Origin of the sequence: Luxibacter massiliensis (genome assembly GCF_900604355.1) — a bacterium.
In the GTDB taxonomy this organism is placed as follows: domain Bacteria; phylum Bacillota; class Clostridia; order Lachnospirales; family Lachnospiraceae; genus Luxibacter; species Luxibacter massiliensis.
The window spans coordinates 2,593,789-2,615,603 of the sequence record NZ_UWOE01000001.1; the positions used below are offsets into that span (position 1 = coordinate 2,593,789).

Here is a 21,815-nt window from a genome sequence, read left to right on the forward strand (position 1 = left end):
TCTCCTGTCATTAATTAGATGAATCTTTAATCTGCCCATACAGGCAGTCCAGCTCAGCATCTGTAAGCTTACGGTACTCACCTTCTCTTAGCTTTCCCAATTTAATATTCATAATTCGGATCCTCACCAGATCTTTTACATGATATCCCAGGACTTCACACATTCTGCGTATCTGCCTGTTCAGTCCCTGAGTCAGGATAATAGAAAATGTATATTTTCCCATCTGCCGGACCTGGCATGGCCTTGTCACCGTATCCAATATAGGGACGCCTGCTGCCATTTGTTCCAGAAAACGCCCTGTCACTTCCTTGTCCACTGTCACCTTATATTCTTTTTCATGCTTGTTGGCTGCACGCATTATTTTATTAATGATATCTCCATTATTGGTCATCAGCAAGAGGCCCCTGGAGTCCTTATCCAGCCTGCCTACATAAGTAATCCTTACGGGATAGTCTAAAAAACGCACAATACTATTTCTCTCCCTGGGTTCCTCTGTGCATACAATACCTGCTGGTTTATTTACTGCCAGTACAACCATCTCGTCACCCCGGGACACCACTTTCCTGCCAACTTTCACTGTCTGCCCTGGATATATGCGCATCCCCATCTCAGCCGGCTTTCCTTCCACTGTAACAGTGCCGCTCTGAATCAGGCGGTCTGCCTCCCTCCTGGAACAAATACCCGCTTCGCTTAAATACTTATTCAGCCTGACCGGCCCATTTTTATGCTCAAATTGAGTTTTAATCTGATTGCCCACTCTCCAACACTCCGCTTATATTATTATCTCTAAAAAATGTATTGCCGCTGTAAAGAATTAAAACATCCGTTATCTGGTATGTTTCCATGACATCCTCTATATTTCCACTGTAGTATCTTGGGTCCACCATGACAATCTCACGGAAATATGGTGTCAGAAATGGAACGAAGCAATTCGCATAGGAATCCTTTAATACCAGCAGATGCTTTTGTCCGGCGGACATTGTTTTTATATCAATGAGAGATGTATTCCCTCCCAAAAATACTGCATATTTATCTCTCGTCTTTAGTTTGTCCCTGTCATAGAGGGTTGTAGTTTTCACTTGTTCATCCACATAATTTACAACAACATCATTATCTGCCTCAGAGGGGACATATATCTCGATCTCCTCCTTTACATTCAGCCGGCATCCGCTCTTTGCAGCCAGAGTACCATTAAACCCTTCCGTCACTGGATAAGAAGCATAACTGCTGGCAAGGTCGGCAGTAATGCCCAGAGTTCCGGCAGCCTCCTCCAGCATGTAAAAGGCGCCAAGGGTCGTCCAGTGATTATCCGTAAGATAATATATTTTTTCGTCCTTATGTTTCTCCAGCGCCCCTACGGCATCCACCCACTGTACAGAATCCCCCAGCTTTTTTTTCACATATCCAATATTAGCATTCTGGTCTGCCACTGTGGCAAGGGAAGGCAGCTGACCGCTCAGTATATTTGCCGCATCTGGCACAAGGATCATATTCACTGGCACATCCTCATACTTGTCAGAAAATTTTTGAATAGCATCCAGATTATTCTTCAGGCTTTCTTCATCAGGGACTACAATATCCTCCAAAAGCTGCCTGCCTTTTCCTATAAAGACGCCATTCTCCTCCTGGCTGCCTCCCAGGCGGTTTAAAGCTACCTTCACACGCCTCAGGAAGTTCCGTCCAATAAATTGGTCTGCCTGATAATTCTCATACTCCTCCATATACCCCCCGGACAACAAGCCGCCTATACTTATTTCAGGTTTCTGCGTCAGCATACGGTTTTCTTCCTCTGATATAGACTTAACTGGAGTCAGAAAATTACCTACTATAAATAAAAGCAGAAAGATAATAAAGAGTTTGCCTATTAATCCTTCTGCGCCTCTTCTCTTTTTTCTCCTGTTTCTTCTCATTTTCCCACCTAAAACCTAAAATACAAAAATGGATTGAATGATTCTGTGACCATGTATACAATCGAAATAAGAAAAATCCCTATATAGACAACACCTGCCGCAGCTTTTCTAGTCCGGACAGTATTAAAACTATCTATAATATGGCTGATCACGTTGCTGCCTCTCTTTGACGAACCCAGAATAGCCAGAAGAAGAAGCAGCCAGTTTGTCAAAATATAAAACATTCCCTGCTTATCTATAAAGGCAGAAGCCCCTGGGCCGAACATGGCGCTGATATACTGAAATGTATAGCCGATATTGGGGCTGAAAAAGAACACCCAGCCTATAAAAACCAGTATCAGTGTATATATATGCCCTACCGCCGGAGACATCCTTTCAACAGCGCTTCCCCAGACAAATTTCTCTAAAATAAGGAGAATTCCATAGTACAGCCCCCAGAACAGAAAATTCCAGGCCGATCCATGCCACAGTCCTGTCAGCATCCATACAATCAGCAAGTTTTTAATCTGCCTGGACGCACCATGCCTGTTTCCCCCCAGGGGAATGTAAACATACTCCCTGAACCACGTGCCCAGTGAGATATGCCACCTTCGCCAGAATTCTGTAACGCTGCGTGATATATAGGGATATTCAAAATTCTTCCTGAACTCAAATCCAAACATACGGCCTAACCCCACTGCCATGTCAGAATATCCACTGAAATCAAAATAAATTTGAAATGCATAGGCCCCGCACCCTATCCATGCCGTCAGAACGGAAAAGCGCCCTGGCTGCAGTGCAAATATCTGTTCAAAGAGCTGCCCTGCAGAGTTTGCCAGTATGACTTTCTTTGCAAGCCCCACAATAAAATACTGTGCCCCGCTCCCGAATTTCCTGACATTCATCGTACGGTGGTTAAGCTGCGCCTCAATGTCAACATAGCGGACAATAGGCCCGGCAATCAACTGGGGAAACATAGAGATGTAGAGAGCAAAATACATCAAATTTTTCTGTGGCCTTACAGTCCCTCTATAAACGTCAATAATATAAGATAAAGCCTGGAATGTATAAAATGATATCCCGACGGGCAGGGGAAGTTCTCTGTAAGGGATATCTACAGGAAGCACAGCATTCACTGTATCCAGCAGAAATCCATAGTATTTAAAAAATCCCAACAGTAAAAGATTAATAGAAACTGCAAATATAAGGCTGCGCCTGCACAGTTGGTGAACCCGCCTTTTCTCCTCAATATCCAACCCGCATACATAATTCAGCAAAATGGATAACAACATCAATAGGATATATACTGGCTCCCCCCACGCATAAAAAATCAGGCTGGCTGCCAGCATAACCGCATTTTTAAAATTAGGCGGAACAATATAATACAGTGCCAGGAAAACTGGCAGAAAAATAAATAAAAATGTAATACTGCTGAATACCATGCTCTCTTTTTATTTCCTCTCCTGTAACTTATAAACTCTTTGAGAAAGCCTCCTTATACTGCTCCGCCTCTGATGAAACAGCAAGAAATATATATTTCCCCCTGACAGACAACTGGGCCTGCTCGATCAACTGAGCCTGCTTGGGAGCATATCCCGAAAAATCATTCTTTCTGTTCTCAAGCCTTTTTTCAACTGCTGCCCTGACCTTCTGCACCTGCTCCTCTGTCCTGACCTTAATTAAGAGAACCTCCTCAGCAGACATGCTGGCCTCAGAAATGTAAAGCATTACGCCATCATAATCCGCACTGTTCAATCCGTAATAACGCTTCAGGCCCTGTACGTCAGTCTCGATGAGCACTTCTGTATCAAGAACAGACTCCACAGAGCGTTGAACCTTTGAAAAAGATTTTGTGCTTCCGCTAGTAAATAGCAGCAGTAATACAATATAGGCAATTATAGCCGCCAGTATAAGGTATTTTACTGCCGAAATCTGTCTTTGCCTCCTGCTTTTCCTACCGGGAAGCGCCCTTCTTCCGGTACTATAATTTGTCATAAGGAAGCCACCTCCGCCATACGGTTCAGCCAATATGGATAAAAAGATATTTTGAAATGCACGCCGTCCTCTTCATAATATCTATCTGACACCAAATCTGTATGATCTATAAATGCAGTCTGCCTCTTATCACACAGTTCCCTAAGAGCCTTATTATACTCGTCCAGCTTTTCATAGACCGGCTCCTCTTCTACCTCTTTATCCTGGACTGGAAGAATCGAATTCACAAAAATCTTAGTATCCGGCAGCTTTTTCTGTAATGTGTTAAGCAGGGAATCATACTGCTCAATAAATAACTGTGTGTCTCCATTTGTCCCCAGGATATCATTCATCCCATAGGAAAGGAAAATAATCTGGGGATTCAGTTTCTCTGCTTTTTCTATCTGTTCATCCAAATCGTCGATCTCCACTCCGATCTTTGACAAAACACTGGATGCATTCAGCAAATCATATTCTATGAGGGCTTCTGATATAGAATCCCCCATCACTACTGAATTTGCAAATAATGCTTTATAATTTTTTTCAGTATCTCCAGTCTCCTCTTGGGCGTCCGCCTGATCCTTTTCCTCCAGCTTTTGTATTTTACTCTCTATTTTTACTACATCCCCGGACTCCGCCTGCTTTAAAACTGCTAGTCCTTCAGATGTATCTAGTTTTCTGTTCTTAAAACTGTCCACACCTTCAACCGTCAAAATCACAAGGAGAAGAAGGGCAATGACTGCACAGCAGTATATGAGCAGTTTTCGTCTTTTCTTTCTTACCATTTATATTTCAGACCTTTCCGCTTATCCTGTGGGTACATCTTATCATACTTTTTTTCCCAAAAAAAGTCAATGTTTCCGCCCCGTGCAGGGACTATATCACTGCTGTCCCCTTATGGATACGCCAAATATGCCTACGGCCGTCCTCCTATATTGCAGGATAGCTCTATGGTATGCTATAATACTCTCGTTTATTAAAAATGTATGTATTTTCTGCGGAGGTTCTATATAATATGATTGCACTGCGGCTCACCAGCGTCAAGGATTTCATGTCACATTTACTGCTGTCCGAAACCTTTGATTCTTTTCTTTTTATTGAAGGGGAAATCGTCACTTTCAATACATTTACAATTGACGGCTACACACAGAAGGCTTTTTTCCCCGATGAAGAAGAGATTCCTGAGTATTCTTCATGGAGGGCCCTGCGCGACTACTGCCTTACACTAATTAAAGGGCGAAAAACCCCATTGAGTTTCAAATTTATATTTAGTTTATCCCCCCATAATATAACCCGGCTAATTGAGCAGAACCATCTGGATTTTCAGCCTGAGGCAGTGGGAGGACTCTATTTAAACATAAAATATGACGGAAGTAATCTGCTGAGTATTACTGGTACTTCCATGAAAACCTTTACCATGGATAAATCTCTGGAACAGGCCTGGGATAAAATGGTCCAGAAATTTTTCTCACAAAAACAAATAGCCTATGAGGTAGAAGGATAAGCGGCATAAAAATATCCTTGCACAGCCTGCAATGAAATAGAATGCAATATGGGCGCTGACAACCGCTGTCAGCGCCCAATATTTTGTCCCTATTTTCCGCATTCGTTACAGAGTGGATATAAAATTTCTTCGTCTTCCTCTATTTCGGAAAATCGTTTCTGTTCTTCTGCAAACACATTGTCCAGATTGTCATCGTTGATCTTGGACACTTCTCCCGCAACGAGATTTCCCGCACCTTTCTTAGCGCCGAACCGGTGATAGATTCCCGGAGTCAGGGAGATACTATTTCCCGGCATGATTTCCACGATTTTTCCCGCCTCAGTCTCATATTCCATACCGTCCATGAAGATTTTCACAGGAGTCTCATAATCGACTTTGCCGTCCGCTGTGGAATTATACAGTTCGATTTCCATAATCCCATTGCCCCTGTTAATGATGTCCTCCGTCTTATTGTTATGAAAATGAAGCGGAATCACTTGCTTTTCGGAGCTGTCAAACACAATAACCTTTTCACAGTACGGCACTCCGATATCAGGGTCATACAAGTACCCGTTTCGGATCGTAAAGAGGACTGCACCCACATGGGCAAAATCATCACTTCCAAAATCGGTCACATCCCACCCCAGCATCACCTTCCGAATCCGGCCGGTTCTTTCCCTCTTTTCTTTCCACTCTTGCGGCGTCCATTTAGAAAAGGACGGCAGTTTAAACTGAATCTTATCTAATGCCTCCTCCGCTGTTTTTATTGCACGATTTATCTCAGAACGTTTCATCGGATAACCCTTCTTTCTTTTACTGTCTTTCTACTGTTGATAAAATATCGTTTCCATCTCACACCATAGCTCATCGTCTGCGGCATCCTCCACCGGAGTCTGACACGCATCTGTCTCTTTCAGCCAGTCCTTTGTCAGATGATCGAGACGTTCCATATCTGCCTCGTAGTCTGTCCCTATGTACTCAAAATATGAAAACAGCATCTCTCCTTTGACAAATATTGAAAAATTCCGTATGCCACATGCGTAGATTGCCTTACTCACCTCCGACCATGGATTTGCATGGAGTTCTATGTACCGGTCTTTCATTTCCAATTTAACTTTTACAATTCTTCCAACCCGTTTCATCGCTGCCCCTTTCTTACTTTCCTGGAGCATTAAAACGGTCTGCCCAGACTGCTGCCATTTCCATTGTCGCCTCCTTCTGTGTCTCTTCTACTTTATCCACATTGTCATTTGTGATATAGAAAGAACCGGAGTCGATGAGGAAATCCTCATCTTCTTTGTATGTCCAACCGTCTGTCAGCATCTTCAGAGTAACGGTGGCCAGATATGCCTGTCCCCATGGATTCTGTGCCATCGTCCCGTCTAACGCACCGCTCTTGATTCCGTCCAACACTGCCTCATCGGTATCACATCCGATAGCATGTACTTCGCTGTACTTTTCGTCCGCCAGAATTTTCGCAAGGGAAACCGAAGGATAATATGCCGTACTGATAAACCCCTTGATTTGGTTGCCTTTCGCTGCCAAAATATTTTCGATTGCTGTCATGGACGCTTCCGAATCATCGATGTCCCCAATGATCTGTACCAGTTCTACCTCATCGTATTCATTGCATGCATCTTCGATTGCCTGCATACGCTGCTGTGTGTTTGTGTCCGTCACCGCACCACAAAGTCCAACCACTCCGCCTTTCTTTCCCATCGCTTCAATCAGGTTAATCGTTCCGTCATATGCTGCCTGATAGACATCTGTCGCAAGTGTCAGTGTTGCCTGGGAAGGGGTATCCGGAGAGCCTCCCACACATACCACTGGAACTCCGGAACTAACCATCTTGGAAATTTGTTCATTTCCTGCTACCGGATCCGATGTCATCATATAAATTCCTTTCAGACCTTTTGCAATCAGACCGTCCAGAATTGTATTCTGGTCGTTCTGCACCCAGTCTTTCGGGGCGTCAAATTCCGTCTTTAAAATGCCCAATTCCTCGGCCGCTTCATCTGCCGCTCCCTGCATCGGATCGCTATAAGAATTGATAGCTCCAAACACACCGCCGAACTGATAATCTTTTTCACTTTTTCCTTCTGCCGGACCGTAATCTACCACATCTTTCCACACACTTTCCTCATAGGCAGCCGACGGTTCTTTTTTGGCAGAAGTATCCCCGGAAGAACTCCCCCCATTCCCGCAGCCTGCAAGAATCCCCGTCAACATAGATACACAAACCAATAAACTGATCGCTTTTTTTCTCATAACCTTTCTCCTCTCTATTCGTCTTATTTGCATTGTTTCGTATAGCAAATCAAAGTAAAATACTTCCCATGACCTTTGTGCTCATACTTCCATAGTCTTTATTATTTTTCAGTTCCCCTTTGATCTCATTGTCACGAAATATAATAATCCGGTCTGCAAGATTTACAAGTTCTCCCATATCCGATGAAATCACGATTACAGAGATGCCCTGTTTTGACAATTCATAGATCAATGTGTGAATCTCCCCCTTTGTATTGACATCAATCCCCACTGTCGGCTCATCGATAATCATAATTTTGGGATTCACGCACAGTCCTTTTGCAATGCAGATCTTCTGCTGATTTCCACCACTGAGACTCGCCGTCTCCACAAAGATGTCCTTTGCCTTGATACTGAGAGATTTCCGGTAAGTCTCCGTAATCTCGTTCTGTTTTTTGTAGGAAACAAATCCGCCCTTTTTACAGATCTGTTTTAGCGCTATGATTCCGATATTGTCTGTGATGCTATGCTGTAAAAACAGACCCTCCTCTTTCCGATTCTCGGAGATATAACAAATCCGGTACTTTTCAAACGCCTCTTCATAACTTCCAATTTTCACCGCTTTCCCGTTCAGGAAAATCTGTCCTTCTCTGACCGGATCGATTCCAATGATTTCTCTGGCGCACTCTGTACGCCCGGAGCCGACCAGTCCGTACCAGCCTAATATCTCACCTTTTTTCAGATGAAAGGATTTCGGGACGGGATTCTTCCTGCTCTGTATCTCTTTCGCCTCCAGAACGACAGGGGTATTGGAAAAATCACGTGTCTCATATGTAGCTGTCTCGTGCTTTCTGCCAACCATCAATTCAATGAGTCCGTCTTTGTCAAGCTCCGACGCAGGAAGTGTTTCCCCTACATTTTTTCCGTCCCGGATAACGGTAATACTATCGGCAATCTCAAATATCTCCTCCAGTTTATGGCTGATATAGATAATCGAGACTCCTTCTTTCTTCAGCTGTTTTACCGTGTCCAAAAGAATCTGTGCTTCCGTCAGCGAAATGGACGCCGTAGGTTCGTCCAGCAGAAGTACTTTGGAATCCATACACATCGCTCTCGCAATTTCAAGCATCTGTTTCTTCCCTGAAGTCAGTTTCTCGATGTTCTGTTTGGGATCTAAGTCTAGTCCCACTCTCTCCATCGCCTTTTCTGCCCTAATATTCATCTCCTTTTTATCTATCCATTTCTTTTTTCCCGTTGACACATCCATAAAGCAGATATTTTCTGCGATGTCAAATGTATCAATCAGATTCCGCTCCTGATGGACAACGCCGATTCCAAGATCGAACGCCTTCCCGGGACTTCCTATTTTCTCCTCTTTTCCGTCTACCTTTAATTTTCCTTCCGTGGGCTCGAACACCCCGGAGATAATGTTAATCAGAGTAGATTTCCCAGCCCCGTTCTCCCCCACAAGCGCATGGACTTCTCCTTTTTTGATTCGGAAAGAAACATGATCCAGAGCTTTCACTCCCGGAAAAATCTTCGTAATATTTTCCAGTTCCAGAATATAGTCTGACATTATGATTCCCCACTTTCTTTACTTTTTCATATCACGTATACGGTCCAGAGCCATGATTCCGATAATCACGATTCCATTTATAAGCTCTGTCCAGTACACATCTACTCCGAGATGTACCAGTGCATTTTCAATAATGGTAAGTACAAGCGCACCAAGAACCACACCGAATACGTCGACCTTTCCGCCTGCCTGTCTCGTTCCTCCGATCAGTGGAGCCGCAAATGACTGAAGCATCCAGTCGGAACCAATATCCGGCTGTGCAGAACCGACACGCATTACGACGAGCATTCCCGCGATTGCTGCGATGATGCTTGCGATGATATTCACCGCCATGATTGTCTTGAATCTGGAAATTCCATACAGTTCAGCCGCCTTTGGATTGGCCCCAAAAGCAAGAATCTGCCTCCCCGCCTTCGCATACCGGAACATCATCCAGACAGCAGTCAAAAGCGCTGCTGCGACTAAGACGGATGTGGGAAATACCCCTATTTTACTGTTACCGATTGCAAGGAACCCAGGCGGGATATTACTCACGCCATGACCAGTTGTAATCATATAAATAATTCCAGTGAATACGGAGTTGGTTGCCAGCGTCGTCAGAAAACTTGCGACACCCACTCCCCCGTTCCTATAAATTAAAAGTCCGTTCACAATGCCACACACGACGCCCGTCAGAATCCCGGCAAGAACTGCCAGCAGAGGCAAAACACCTGCATTCTGCATCAGCATACTGCTCAATATTGCCGACATCGCTCCTGTTGCTCCTATAGAAACGTTCATCCCGCCGCTTGCGATACTCACCATCTGGGACAAACCGACCAGTGTTGTCACAGACAGAACTTTCAGCAGGGCGCTTATATTATCACCCGATAAATAATTCTTTTTTAACACGCACATAACCGCGATCATACAGAGTATAATTAAAGACACACTGAAAGCATTTGATTTCCTGATTTCTTTGAACCCCATCCTTATGCCCCCCTCTTCACCGCATTTTTCGCCTGATTATTCATCATCGTCCTACGCATCCGATCCACCTCATAAGCCAGAAGGAGGATGATGCCCAATGCCGCATTGGTCGCATAAGAACTGATTCCCCATAGAACGATTGCATTGTTGATCAGTACCATCAGAATCCCTCCGAGAAATGTTCCGATTACATTCACTTTACCTCCCGATAACAGCGTCCCCCCAAGTACTGGAACAACGAACGATGTCAGCATCCAGTCATCTCCGATAGATAGCTGTACGCTTCCGAACCGAGAAACCTGAAGAATAGCCGCCGCTGCACAAAGCACCCCGCTCAGGCAGTGACCGATGATCACAGTCCGGTCATAATTGATTCCCGAGTAAACGGCTGCCGTTTTGTTGGCCCCGCACGCCAGAAGCCTCTTTCCGATTTTCCGATAGCGAATCAGTACAAATATGACTGCGCAAATGAAAACCGCGATGAATAGTGTAATCGGAAATACCGATAAAAACCTGCTGTTTCCGAACTCTTTAAATCCTGCGGAAAGATTTGAAAACGGCTGTCCTTTTGTAATTACAAGAGCCATACCTTTATACAGGCTCAAAAGCGCCAGAGAAATAATAAACGGATTGATTCCCGTTTTCGTAATCATAATCCCCTGAATCACCCCCTGAACGGTCCCCGCCACACATGCGGCAAGTATGCACACCACTGTCGGTAAACCCAGGGACTGCATAGTAATTCCGAATACGACGCTGGACAATACACCGATAGAACCTACTGCAAGATTCATCTGCCCTAAGGACAGGACAACCATCTGGGATAACCCTACAATCACATAAATCGGTACGGATTGGAAAACCGAATACATATTATATGAAGATAAAAATCCTTCACTCGCCGCAGACAGCAGACAGAACATAATCATAATCGGCACAATTACACTTGACAGATCCGCCTGCAGTAACTGTTTTATTTTCTTCATCTGTGTTTCACTCCCTCTGCTTTTTTATTTATAAGATTTTGAATTTCTTCCTTTATTTTCTGCAAGGTATCTGCCGGTGGTTCCTTCTGAAAGACTGCTTTTCTGATACTGTTTGATATAATCCGATCCACAGACTCTGTGTTGATAATCTGTTTTTCACGATCTGTAATTTCTTCTCTCAGACGCCCCAGACCTGTCTTGTCATTTACAATATTGAGCCATGGATAACTGCCTTTTAACGTATCGTCCTGAAAGACGGTTGTCACCGGAACGCATCCGCAGAGCCTCATATTTGAGATTGCAATTTTATCGTTCAGATTCCATTTGATAAATTCATAGCTTTCCTGAATATGCTCCGAATACTTGTTGATTCCAAGTGCCCAGCCTCCCATCATCGGTTTGTACCCAGGCAATTGAGCGATACTCAGATATTTTTCATAGGATCTGCCCTCCGCCGAATATTTTCCCGGCTGGTAATGTGAAGCAAATCCACATGCCATCGGTATTTTCCCCTGAAGCAGCATCTCGAATATTTCATCCCAGAAATATGTCTCTGTATCCGGTGGAATATACTCAAATGTAGCTATGAGATTCTCAAGTGCTTTTACGTTCTCTTCACTGTCCACCACGACATTTCCCCACTTATCTACGATTTCCCCATGGAACGCCCACTGGCGGGGAAGAAACTCATTGATTAGACCTATCGGTTCCAGTGCGCTCGCCGCTGTTCCGTACTCGAACGGTGATCTCGGATTCTTTTCCCGGTAAAAAAACTCCGCTACCGTATTGAAATTAGACCATGTTCCCGGCACTGACAGCTCAAATCCGTACATATGCATAAACTGTGCCTTTATATCAGGATTGGTAAAAATATCTTTGCGGTACGCCAGAATCTGTGTGGTTGCAATAATCGGCAACACATGAATCCCTCTGTCCGCTTTGTAAAATGCGCTGATAATCGTTCTGGGATACCGTGTAAGCAGGTTATCCTGTTTTATTACTCTGGAAAGTTCTGCAAGCACATTCCGGGACAGCACGCTCCTGAGCCATGGAAGGTCAATCATATAAATGTCGTATTCCGGTGATTTCTTTTCAAATTCTTTCTCTAACTGTCTTCTAAGTTCCGTATAACCCATTTCATGGCACTCAATCTGAATTCCATATGACTTCCGAAAACTGACAGCCAGACTCTGTAAAGCCCTCGATGCATCGCACCGGTAAGCGAGAATCCGTATTGTCTTGTCGGAATATACGCCCGCCCCCGACTCCTGCAAATCATACCGTTTTTTGGACTTGATGTATACAGTGTTCTTCTCCGGCAGATTCCTGTTCAGGAACAATTCATTCATCTTCTCCCCGGCACGTTTTCCCATCAAAATTGCATTTCTCCCGTACTGGATAACATGATTCTGTATATTGGTCATATACCATTTTTCTCCTACCAATGCATGAATCTCTATGTACTCCTGTAAAATATTACTGGCTTCCACGCAGAGATTGGCGAACTCCGCAGAGGAAGTAATGATGTAATCCGGCATCGGGGAAAATCCGATGATGCACTTATAAATATGGGAAAATACAGCCTCCTTATTGATTTCTTTAATAACTTCTATATCGTTTGTTCTGTCCGGCCTGGCGGCAAGATACCCCTCGGCACAGTCCCGCTCACTGGAAAATTCCTGTTTCCCGACCAGCACTTTGATCTGTGCATTCGGATTTCTTTCCAATAACCCGGTCGTAATTTCATAGACCAGTTCTTTGTTCTCGAACAAAACATTGTTAAAACTTCCCTGTTCTACCTTTCTCTCTACAAACACAAAGGAAACTCCCTTTTTCTCAATCTGCTGGTATTTGCTTATATTTTTTGTGTCATTGGAAACCATGATAATTCCCGAGACTCCTATATTGACCAACTGATCCAGAAACTGATTCTCAAGAACGATATTATTGTGCGTCAGTTTCAGAACTGTAATAAATTTTTTCATGTCCAGATATTCAGTGAGACCTCTGTAAATATCGCTGTAAGGTTCGTCCAAATTCGGAAATATGATCCCAATAATCCTGCTCTTCTGCCCTTTTAGATTCTGTGCCATATAATTCGGACGGTAGTCCAGTTCCTTCATTGCCTTTTTTATTTTATCCGCCTTTTCTTCCGCCACATTTTCTTTTCCATTCAGAAAATTAGACACCGTACCTACTGAGACCTCAGCAAGTCTTGCGACATCTTTGATCGTATGCATGGATTCTTTTATCTCCGCAGTTTTTCCCGGAGCATTTTCACAGAAACACCTACATATTGCTCCATCTCGTCCATAGATGCCTTCCTGCTGATGTCTCTCCACACTTTAATATCTCTTCCTACTTCTCCGCCCATCTTAATAAACGGTTCCATCACAACGGCTCCCCCATAATTAATCTCCTTTAGTGCGCCGGCAATTTCATCCCATGGCATTCTTCCTTCCGGACACGGCGGCCGCCTGTTCGCCTCTCCCACATGAAAATGTCCCAGTTTGTCTCCCACCAATTTAATTGCATCATAAAAACTGTCTTCCTCAATATTCATATGGTAGGTATCCAACAGGATTTTACAATTCGGACTGTCTACTCTTGAAATATATTCCAGCGCCTCTTCCGCCGTATTCACGAGAGACGATTCATAGCGGTTCACCACTTCCACTGCAAATGTAATTCCCTTTTCCTCTGCCGACTGCATAATTTCCTTTACGGATTGGATAGAATATTTCCACTCCTTGCTTTTGTCCGTTACACCGTACAAGTACGTCTGATTCCACGCCCCGATATCTACGCCCGAATACATATTGGATCCCATTTCTTTCATAATCTCGAATGTGTCCAGTGTAAATTGAATCCCCGCCTTTCTGACTTTGGATTCCTGGGAAGCCAAATCATATTCCTTTGCCAACCCTACCGAGAACGTCAGTTCTATTCCATTCTGCCCGGCATAGTCTGCTATATTCTGCCGCTCCTCTTTTGACAGCTTCATCAGCGGCGCCGGAGCCACTTCCAAAATATCAAATCCAATTCGCTTTACCTGATCGATCTGCCGGATAAAATCGGTATCCCAATCTGAATTAAAATAGCCAAAATGAATTCCTATTTTATTCATGCCAAACCTCCTATAATTTTTTCTTTTTTCGTCTCAATTACGTAATATTTCATAAAATATCTTACTTTTTATCATTTCCGGAATGATTATAAGAAAATAATATAAGATAAAAATACAGAATTCAATACTTCCGAAACCCTTATTCATTGAACCATTTCAATATACATTTCAATTTAAATTATAGCATTGCGTATTTCTGTTTCTTTCTGGTAATATATACTAATTGAACTACTAATGTTCAATAAGGTATACCAATCCCCATATTGCTCAAGAAAAATAGTCTTTGCCTATCCAACGCCTCTGTCCCTCAATCTTGAGGGGATAGAGGATGCTTTTTGTACGTTTTTTTCATTCTAGGATCCAACGAAAGTCCAACCTTCCTATAAAGTAAAAAAAGCCATTAGGCTCCCAGTTCAATAGTTATTTTATAAAAAGGGTACTTTTCATCTTCGCGCAAGTATCCATTGCTACACGAAGTGTGCTTTTATGTTATAGGAGAGTTGGTAAAAACTTTCCTATAACATAAAAAAGAGACTGACACAAAACAGAAATCTTATACAGTGCCTTGGCCCCAGCCGGCGCCAAGGCACTGTATAAGCATCTAGTTTGTATCAGTCCCTTTCTATATATACACGAAAGCTAACTGCTTCATCCCTCATATATATTTTTCTATTACTTTGTTAAAAGTACCATAATCTCATTACTTCTCTGGACAAAAGCTGTCATTTCTTCTGGACTTAAAGGTTTATGTGCCAACATTGCAAGATCATAAAGCTGCCTGCATATAATCGGTACATTCTCGCTGTCCTTGTGTTCTACAATAAACTTTACAAGAGGGTGGCCTGCGTTCAAAATCAGGGAAGCCTGGCCGCCGAACATTCCGGCATCCATGCCGCCGCCCATACTGTACATCTTCATCATTTCTTCCATACGTCTGGACTGCTCTGAAAGAACTGCCATAGCTGCCACATTATCATCTTTGAGCTTTTCTACCTTCACTTCCAGTTTATCATTATTCAGTTCTTTGCGGAATATCTCTACCAGACTGTCTGTTGTTTTCTGGAATTCTTCCTTCTCATCCTCAGAAATCTCATCCTTGAGAGACTCATGTACCTCTGCATCGATTCTTTGGAAAGTGATATTTTGATTTTTTTGTTCCAGGTAGGTGATGAACGCAGAATCTATATTGTGCGTCAGCAGTATGGCGTCCTGCCCCTGTTCCTTGAACATATTAATATATTGGCTCTGCTGCTGTTCGTTTGTCACATAATAAATGTTTATTTTCTTTTCTTCCTCTGCATCCTGATTTTCCTCTGTGGAGGCTTCCTCAGATGCGTCTGTCGTATTGTTGGCCTCCTTTGTGTCGCCAGACTGTTCCTGGGCACCGCCATTTTCTTTGATACACTCCTCTAAAGTCAGATATTTCTTATCCAAATTTTTGAAGATAATAGAATCCTTGATTTTCTCTCCGAACTTCTCATCTTTCAGACAGCCAAATTTGATAAACGGACTGATATCATCCCAATATTTTTCATAACTCTCTTTGTCTGTCTTAAACATACCGTTCAGTTTGTCTGCTACTTTTTTAGAAATATAATCAGCTACCTTGTTTACAAACCCATCATTCTGCAGGGCGCTCCTGGATACATTCAGAGGCAGGTCCGGGCAGTCAATAACACCCTTGAGCACCATCAAAAATTCTGGTATTACTTCTTTAATATTATCCGCAATAAAGACCTGGTTATTATACAGCTTTATAGTCCCTTCAATTGAATCGTACTCTGTATTAATTTTGGGGAAATAAAGAATCCCTTTCAGGTTAAATGGATAGTCCATATTCAAATGAATCCAGAATAACGGCTCTTTATAATCCATAAATACCTTCCGGTAAAAGTCAATATACTCTTCTTTCGTACATTCGCTTGGATTCCTTCCCCACAGAGGATGAATATCACTGACAGATACCGGGCGTTTTACAATTTTTGCCTTTTTCTTTGGCTCTCCTTCTTCGCCCTCTTTTACTTCCTCTGTAATATGCTCTACGACCTCGTCTGTCTCTAGAAGTTCTTCCTCATCGATGGTCTCATATTCTGGTTCCGCATTGGCTTTGGACAAGAAAATCTCGACTGGCATGAAGGAACAGTATTTCTCCAGTACCTCCCTGGCTCTGTATTCATTGGCAAACTCCAGGCTGTCCTCATTCAGGAACAGTGTAATCTCTGTACCAACCTCTGCCCGATTCCCCTCCTGCATCTCATACTCTGTGCCGCCTTCACTTACCCAGTGCACTGGTTCTGCGCCTTCCTGGCAGGACAAAGTATCAATATGCACCTCGTCCGCCACCATAAATGCAGAATAGAAGCCAAGTCCAAAATGGCCGATCATATCATCTTCCGTGGTCTTGTCCTTATACTTTTCAAGGAACTGCGTCGCCCCAGAAAAGGCAATCTGTGTAATATACTCCTCTACCTCAGCCGCTGTCATGCCCACGCCGTTATCAATAAATTTCAGTGTCTTTTCTTCTGGATTTACAATCACCTGTATCTTAGCCTTATAATCTTCCGGCAATTCATATTCACCCATCATATCGAGTTTTTTCAGCTTTGTAATGGCATCACAGCCATTAGATACAAGTTCACGGAAGAAAATATCATGGTCAGAATAAACCCACTTTTTTATAATCGGAAATATATTCTCACTGTCAATAGATAAGTTGCCCTTTTTTGCTGTTCCCATTTATAACACTCCTTTTTCAATTATTGTACATTGTTGTGATCTTTATTTCATTGCCTAGAAGATATTCTAATACACTGCTTTTCAAAAGTCAACAAAAATTTAGCACTCGTTTTGTGCGAGTGCTAATAAAAATATTAAAATTATAAAAACTTAGTAAACTCCCTCATACTTCTCCATTAATTTCATTGTATAACCCGCTTATAATCTAAAGTAATGCAAAATAGCCATCCATGCCACAATCATTGAGATGAGGACGCTGGAGCAGGGCAGATGATCAGCCAGTCTTTGAAAAGGAAATCCGCATCCCATTTTTCTTAACATAAAATTTTGTACGCTATAAGATAATATCCCTCTGCCCTTTAGGAAATACACTTCCAAACTTAATTGTGACCAGTCCCCCGGAATTACAGTTGTCCAGCTCTAGCTGCCCTGCGTGTGCACGGATTACCCGTGCCGCAAACCAAAGGCCAAGGCCATTATGCCCACTGCTACCCCTTGCAGAATCCCCGCGCCATAGGCGCTTAGTCCCATGCCGAAGGGCAGCCGCACTAAATCCAGGCCCCTCGTCACGCACAGTCACCTGCCATCCATCCTCTGTCATAGAACCTTCTAAATATACATTCCTTCCAGATGGCGTATACTCGATGGCATTTTGTACGATATTGCTCAAGGCCCGTAATAAATGTTCCTTTTGAATTTTTGCAGCACCCTCAAGTCTGTTTATAACCTGCAGGCAAACCTCCTGTTCTCTGGCAAAACTTCTGGTACTTTGACAAAGGACGTCGAATATAGCCGGCAAACTGGCGCCATCAAACCTTTCTTCTATCCCGGCAGAAGTTTCCAACAGGCTGGCAACATACTGCCTAGCCCGGTTGCTGGCCGCCACAATTGTCTCTGCCCTTTTACGGCTGTACTCAGACAAATCTTCATCGAGCAGAAGTTCAGCATTGCCGCCGGCCAAAGTCAGGGGAGTTTTTAAATCATGTGCCAGCGCTGCTATCTCCGCTTCCCGCTCCTGCTGTGCTGTCCACTGGGAGGACAGTGAATCGTACAACGCCTTTCTCATATGTTCCATCGCATTAAGGGCCCTGTCATATTCCCGTATGCCTGCCTCAGGAACTATAAAATCCAGCTCTTGGGCCCCTATCTTTCCACTCACTTCCCCGAATATCTCCAGCTTAACCGTCAGAAGCCTGTAAAGCCACAATATATTTAACAGCAGACAGAGTACGCATGCTGCCCCTAATGTAGCCATCCATAAATGCTCATAAGGAGGCAGTGCATTCCTCAGTACCGGGTTGGCGAACTCTTTCCGAAAATGCCATTGGATAATAATCGTACTTTTATCTGGATAAGTATAACGACAGATGTGCGTATTATAGACATCCCCTTGTAAAAACACGGCCAGGTTTTCTAATTCTTTTCCCTCTACATTGGTCTCTAAAACTTCACCCTCCGTCCCGAACAAAGCATACTCCGCCAAAAAATCTTCACCAGGGGAAACAAACACATCTGGGTTTTGGCCCAGCATCTGCTCAACCTGCTGATTAGAGATATACCCTTCATAAATAACTCCAGTACTGCGAAGCCACGAATTGGCTGCAAACCAGGCCACTCCGCATAGCAGCATAGAGCCAATCATACATACAGCAAAGAGGACAAGCACAAAAGAAAGACTTATAGAACGCTGTCTTTTCGCCATTTATACCCCACCCCCCAGACCGTTTCTATAGGTTCAATGCCATAAATCCTAAACTTGGCGCGAATATTTTTAATGTGTTCCGTAATGGACCATGGGCCGCCCTCAGCATCAAATCCGAAAACAGCCTCATACAACTGCTCTTTGGTAAATACCTGGCCAGCATGCAGGGCCAAATGCTCACAAATAGAATATTCTCCTTTGGTAAAAGGCAGTGCATGGCCATCTGTGGCGGCAATTTTTTCCTGCATATTAAAACGTACCCCACCCCGGATCAGAGTATGGCTGGGCTGACGCACTTCTCTCCGTAAGTGGGCATTCACTCTTGCACGCAATTCCGCAACGCCAAATGGCTTTTTAATATAATCATCGGCACCCAGGCCAAGTCCCTGTACAATGGCTGCCTCTTCTGCCCTGGCAGTTAAAAATAAAATAGGGCAGTCCACCTCGGCACGGATGCGTCTTAAAAGAGCAAAGCCATCCTCACCGGGCATCATCACGTCCAGCAATAGTAAATCATATAGCTGGCATCGGCCAGAAGAGACAGCAGACGGCACTTCTTCAGTGTCCACCTGATGCCCCTCCCTCTCCAAAACAGCACATACCAAATCCAACATATCTGGATCATCATCAACTACCAGTAACTTTGCCATAATCTCTCCTTTCATTTATTCTCCAATACGTTTACCTTCCCATCTGTCAAACCATAATATTGACAAAGACAGGACAATTGCCGTCAACAAAGACAGGACAACGACCCCTCCTAAAACAGAGTCATGTAACAAACCAAAATATGTTTTTAAAAACCGTATCCCCCACTCCCAGGGAATAGCTTCCCATATCCTATCACCAATCGGATTTTCAAGCAGGCCTGCTAAAATGGTACCAAATATTCCTGCCAAGACAGAAATACAGGAGCCATACCGAAAGGCAATATATAAATGGAATACATATATAAACAAACGACTAATCATCGATATATAAAATACAGTAATATAAAATTTAAAATCTGCCGCAAAGGCGCCCAGAAGCCATTGGATTCCTACATAAAAACATACCTCATATAGTACCATATCTATAGCTGAAAGAAACAATAAAAAAACCAATTTCCCCAAATATATGCTCTTACGGGATGCTGCCAGGCCCAGAACATTTTGAATGCCATGAATGCCCGTGTCCAAATTAGTCAAAATTGGTACGGCAATGCCCACAAAGACTGGATAACAAATTTGCAATAAAAGAAAAAATAAGCGTGCATCCTGGATAGTCCGGTATCCCGCCCGGCCATAATATACCAAGAATAACACGGATACTATTGCAGGGAACAATACATACAGCGGCAGCAGCATAGTCCGCCTGATTTTTATAAAATCAGAAAAACACCCCTTTATTATCGTCATTTACGGGACACCTGCCTTTCCTGCCAATATGAAAATAAAGCTGTAAACACAACCAGCGCCATCAGGGAGATGGCTGACAACAATATTCCCTCTCCCGAGCTCAAAATTAACCTGGAATTTTTATCTGCCGGCATTCCATTTGTCAGAATCCCAAACAAAGTAACCATAAACCTCCCGGGCCAGCTATAGGGAAATACCCAAAATACAGGAGTCAGATAAAAGAACAGTCCTCCAAAGGCACTGGCAAATAAATTGATAACCACAGAACCAACAAATCCTATTTTTTGGTCTAAAAACAGGCAAAAAGGAATCTGCCATAATACTGAAAGCCACAGAAAAAAGAATCCTAATATAGGGAATACCATATTGGGCAGCGCACTCCGTGCTCCCAATGACATATATTCAGAAATAGCCATAATAAAGGATAGTACTAACGATATTATCAGCAAATTTTCCCCGGCTAAAACTACTTTAGATAGGAATATCTTCCGCAAATCCACAGGCAGGCTGTAAAGGGTTCGGTATTGATGCCTTTTGTCCTTTCCATTCAATAAATGGCATAGAAATACAACTGACAAAGATGCCACCGGCATGCCCCAATTGCATACCATTACGCCTGAGAAACCGCTTAATCCTACACCAACATACACGAACACCCCAGATATCAGAATTAGAGAGGATGGTATCCATGCTATAAGCCTCCAGAATAGGGAGCGCCTAAATTTTAAACATTCTGCTTTTAGGTATGTCTGCAGCATTGTATACCTCCTTCTCCCTTATAATATCCATAAACAATTGTTCCAGATTCTCATGTGTATCATTTTTTCCCTGATATAAAAGAGACCCTTCATATAGAATCCCTATGTCATCGGCAAACTTCTGTACTTCGCTCAATATGTGGCTTGATACAATGACTGAAGTGCCCGAATCCGCAAATATCCGCATCATTTCCCTGAGTTCTTCAATACCAAAAGGATCTAACCCATTTGCAGGTTCATCCAAAATCAACAGTTCCGGGTCATTTATCAGCGCCAATGCAATACCCAGCCGTTGTTTCATTCCCATGGAAAAATTACATACCTTCTTGTTCCTGCTGACCATTAGATCCATGCTCTGCAAGACTTCATCACATTTCTCTTCCCTAATCCCCAAAAGTAATGCCCTTACTTTTAAATTCTCATATGCTGTTAAATTTTCGTAAAGCGGGGGCGATTCAATCAATGAGCCAATGTCTAATAGATCTGTACGTTTCCAAGGATGGTTTTTAAATAAAATTTCACCTGAAGTAGGGTTCATTATCCCTGTAATCATTTTCAATAAAGTTGATTTACCAGCGCCATTGGGCCCTAATAAACCATAGACTGAATTTCCTCTTACTGAGATAGATACATCTTTTACTGCAAATGTTTTTGCAAATGTTTTAGACAGTTTATTTGTTTTTAAAACATACTCATTTTGTACAGGCCCTTTCTTCTCATGCCTGACAATCTGTTTACACATTGTCCTTTCCATAGGCTATTACTCCTTTTACGTTTATTAAGGACATAGTAACAGCCAATTATAAGGATTTCATAAAGATATATTAATATTTGCCTCTGGATGGATTTATACCTATAGCTGCCAGGATACCTTTATGTTATAATTGTGTTTGATCTGGAGCAATAGAATGGATCGGGCATATGGGAAGGAGTTTTGAGATTTTACATTGTCCGTAGAGTAACCTTAAATG

20 protein-coding genes are annotated in these 21,815 nt (G+C 43.0%); 1 reads left to right on the forward strand and 19 read right to left on the reverse strand.

What is annotated here, in order from left to right; translation table 11 throughout:
- Positions 1-10: 10 nt before the first annotated feature.
- From EFA47_RS11900 to EFA47_RS11920, 5 genes are read right to left on the reverse strand one after another with little or no spacing between them, the layout of a single operon-like run.
- Positions 11-757 (reverse strand): pseudouridine synthase, encoded by a 747-nt coding sequence (locus EFA47_RS11900; RefSeq protein ID WP_122643479.1) that lies wholly within the window; start codon positions 755-757, stop codon positions 11-13.
- On the reverse strand, positions 741-1,910 hold the full coding sequence (locus EFA47_RS11905; protein WP_122643480.1) for a DHHW family protein: 1,170 nt from the start codon (positions 1,908-1,910) through the stop codon (positions 741-743). The genes EFA47_RS11900 and EFA47_RS11905 overlap by 17 nt, the downstream gene beginning before the upstream one ends.
- 8 nt (positions 1,911-1,918) lie before the next feature.
- Positions 1,919-3,331, reverse strand: a complete 1,413-nt coding sequence (locus EFA47_RS11910; protein WP_122643481.1) for an MBOAT family O-acyltransferase — start codon at positions 3,329-3,331, stop codon at positions 1,919-1,921.
- A gap of 28 nt (positions 3,332-3,359) precedes the next feature.
- The gene (locus EFA47_RS11915; RefSeq protein WP_122643482.1) at positions 3,360-3,884 is read right to left on the reverse strand and encodes a DUF4358 domain-containing protein; all 525 of its coding nucleotides are present in this window, start codon (positions 3,882-3,884) and stop codon (positions 3,360-3,362) included.
- On the reverse strand, positions 3,881-4,648 hold the full coding sequence (locus EFA47_RS11920) for a GDSL-type esterase/lipase family protein (RefSeq protein ID WP_122643483.1): 768 nt from the start codon (positions 4,646-4,648) through the stop codon (positions 3,881-3,883). The genes EFA47_RS11915 and EFA47_RS11920 overlap by 4 nt, the downstream gene beginning before the upstream one ends.
- Before the next feature lie 230 nt (positions 4,649-4,878).
- Here EFA47_RS11920 and EFA47_RS11925 point away from each other — a divergent pair, with 230 nt between their 5' ends.
- Positions 4,879-5,367, forward strand: coding sequence for a DUF5721 family protein (locus EFA47_RS11925; protein WP_122643484.1), 489 nt, complete (start codon positions 4,879-4,881; stop codon positions 5,365-5,367).
- 89 nt (positions 5,368-5,456) lie between these two features.
- Here EFA47_RS11925 and EFA47_RS11930 read toward each other — a convergent pair whose 3' ends face one another.
- From EFA47_RS11930 to EFA47_RS11995, 14 genes are all read right to left on the reverse strand, one after another.
- Positions 5,457-6,140 carry a D-lyxose/D-mannose family sugar isomerase gene (locus EFA47_RS11930; RefSeq protein WP_122643485.1) on the reverse strand — a complete coding sequence of 228 codons (684 nt, stop codon included), beginning with the start codon at positions 6,138-6,140 and terminating at the stop codon, positions 5,457-5,459.
- Between the two features lie 30 nt (positions 6,141-6,170).
- Positions 6,171-6,488, reverse strand: a complete 318-nt coding sequence (locus tag EFA47_RS11935) for an L-rhamnose mutarotase (RefSeq protein WP_122644521.1) — start codon at positions 6,486-6,488, stop codon at positions 6,171-6,173.
- Between the two features lie 13 nt (positions 6,489-6,501).
- The gene (locus EFA47_RS11940) at positions 6,502-7,614 is read right to left on the reverse strand and encodes a sugar ABC transporter substrate-binding protein (protein WP_164689989.1); all 1,113 of its coding nucleotides are present in this window, start codon (positions 7,612-7,614) and stop codon (positions 6,502-6,504) included.
- A 49-nt stretch (positions 7,615-7,663) separates the two neighbouring features.
- Complete coding sequence (locus tag EFA47_RS11945) at positions 7,664-9,169, reverse strand: sugar ABC transporter ATP-binding protein (protein WP_122643487.1); 1,506 nt, start codon at positions 9,167-9,169, stop codon at positions 7,664-7,666.
- Between the two features lie 18 nt (positions 9,170-9,187).
- A complete protein-coding gene (locus tag EFA47_RS11950) occupies positions 9,188-10,138 on the reverse strand; it encodes an ABC transporter permease (protein ID WP_122643488.1) in 951 nt (316 codons plus the stop codon).
- Positions 10,139-10,140: 2 nt separating this feature from the next.
- A complete protein-coding gene (locus tag EFA47_RS11955; protein WP_122643489.1) occupies positions 10,141-11,124 on the reverse strand; it encodes an ABC transporter permease in 984 nt (327 codons plus the stop codon).
- On the reverse strand, positions 11,121-13,364 hold the full coding sequence (locus tag EFA47_RS11960) for an extracellular solute-binding protein (protein WP_122643490.1): 2,244 nt from the start codon (positions 13,362-13,364) through the stop codon (positions 11,121-11,123). The genes EFA47_RS11955 and EFA47_RS11960 overlap by 4 nt, the downstream gene beginning before the upstream one ends.
- A gap of 8 nt (positions 13,365-13,372) precedes the next feature.
- Complete coding sequence (locus tag EFA47_RS11965; RefSeq protein WP_122643491.1) at positions 13,373-14,251, reverse strand: D-psicose 3-epimerase; 879 nt, start codon at positions 14,249-14,251, stop codon at positions 13,373-13,375.
- A gap of 672 nt (positions 14,252-14,923) precedes the next feature.
- Positions 14,924-16,987 carry a molecular chaperone HtpG gene (gene htpG / locus EFA47_RS11970; protein WP_122643492.1) on the reverse strand — a complete coding sequence of 688 codons (2,064 nt, stop codon included), beginning with the start codon at positions 16,985-16,987 and terminating at the stop codon, positions 14,924-14,926.
- A 334-nt stretch (positions 16,988-17,321) separates the two neighbouring features.
- Positions 17,322-18,689: a sensor histidine kinase gene (locus EFA47_RS11975; RefSeq protein WP_122643493.1), complete on the reverse strand. Its 1,368-nt coding sequence runs from the start codon at positions 18,687-18,689 to the stop codon at positions 17,322-17,324.
- Positions 18,665-19,339 (reverse strand): response regulator transcription factor, encoded by a 675-nt coding sequence (locus tag EFA47_RS11980; protein ID WP_122644522.1) that lies wholly within the window; start codon positions 19,337-19,339, stop codon positions 18,665-18,667. The genes EFA47_RS11975 and EFA47_RS11980 overlap by 25 nt, the downstream gene beginning before the upstream one ends.
- Before the next feature lie 15 nt (positions 19,340-19,354).
- The gene (locus EFA47_RS11985; protein ID WP_122643494.1) at positions 19,355-20,086 is read right to left on the reverse strand and encodes a lantibiotic immunity ABC transporter MutG family permease subunit; all 732 of its coding nucleotides are present in this window, start codon (positions 20,084-20,086) and stop codon (positions 19,355-19,357) included.
- Positions 20,083-20,844: a lantibiotic immunity ABC transporter MutE/EpiE family permease subunit gene (locus tag EFA47_RS11990; RefSeq protein ID WP_122643495.1), complete on the reverse strand. Its 762-nt coding sequence runs from the start codon at positions 20,842-20,844 to the stop codon at positions 20,083-20,085. The genes EFA47_RS11985 and EFA47_RS11990 overlap by 4 nt, the downstream gene beginning before the upstream one ends.
- Complete coding sequence (locus EFA47_RS11995; protein WP_235853258.1) at positions 20,804-21,598, reverse strand: lantibiotic protection ABC transporter ATP-binding protein; 795 nt, start codon at positions 21,596-21,598, stop codon at positions 20,804-20,806. The genes EFA47_RS11990 and EFA47_RS11995 overlap by 41 nt, the downstream gene beginning before the upstream one ends.
- Positions 21,599-21,815 lie beyond the last annotated feature (217 nt).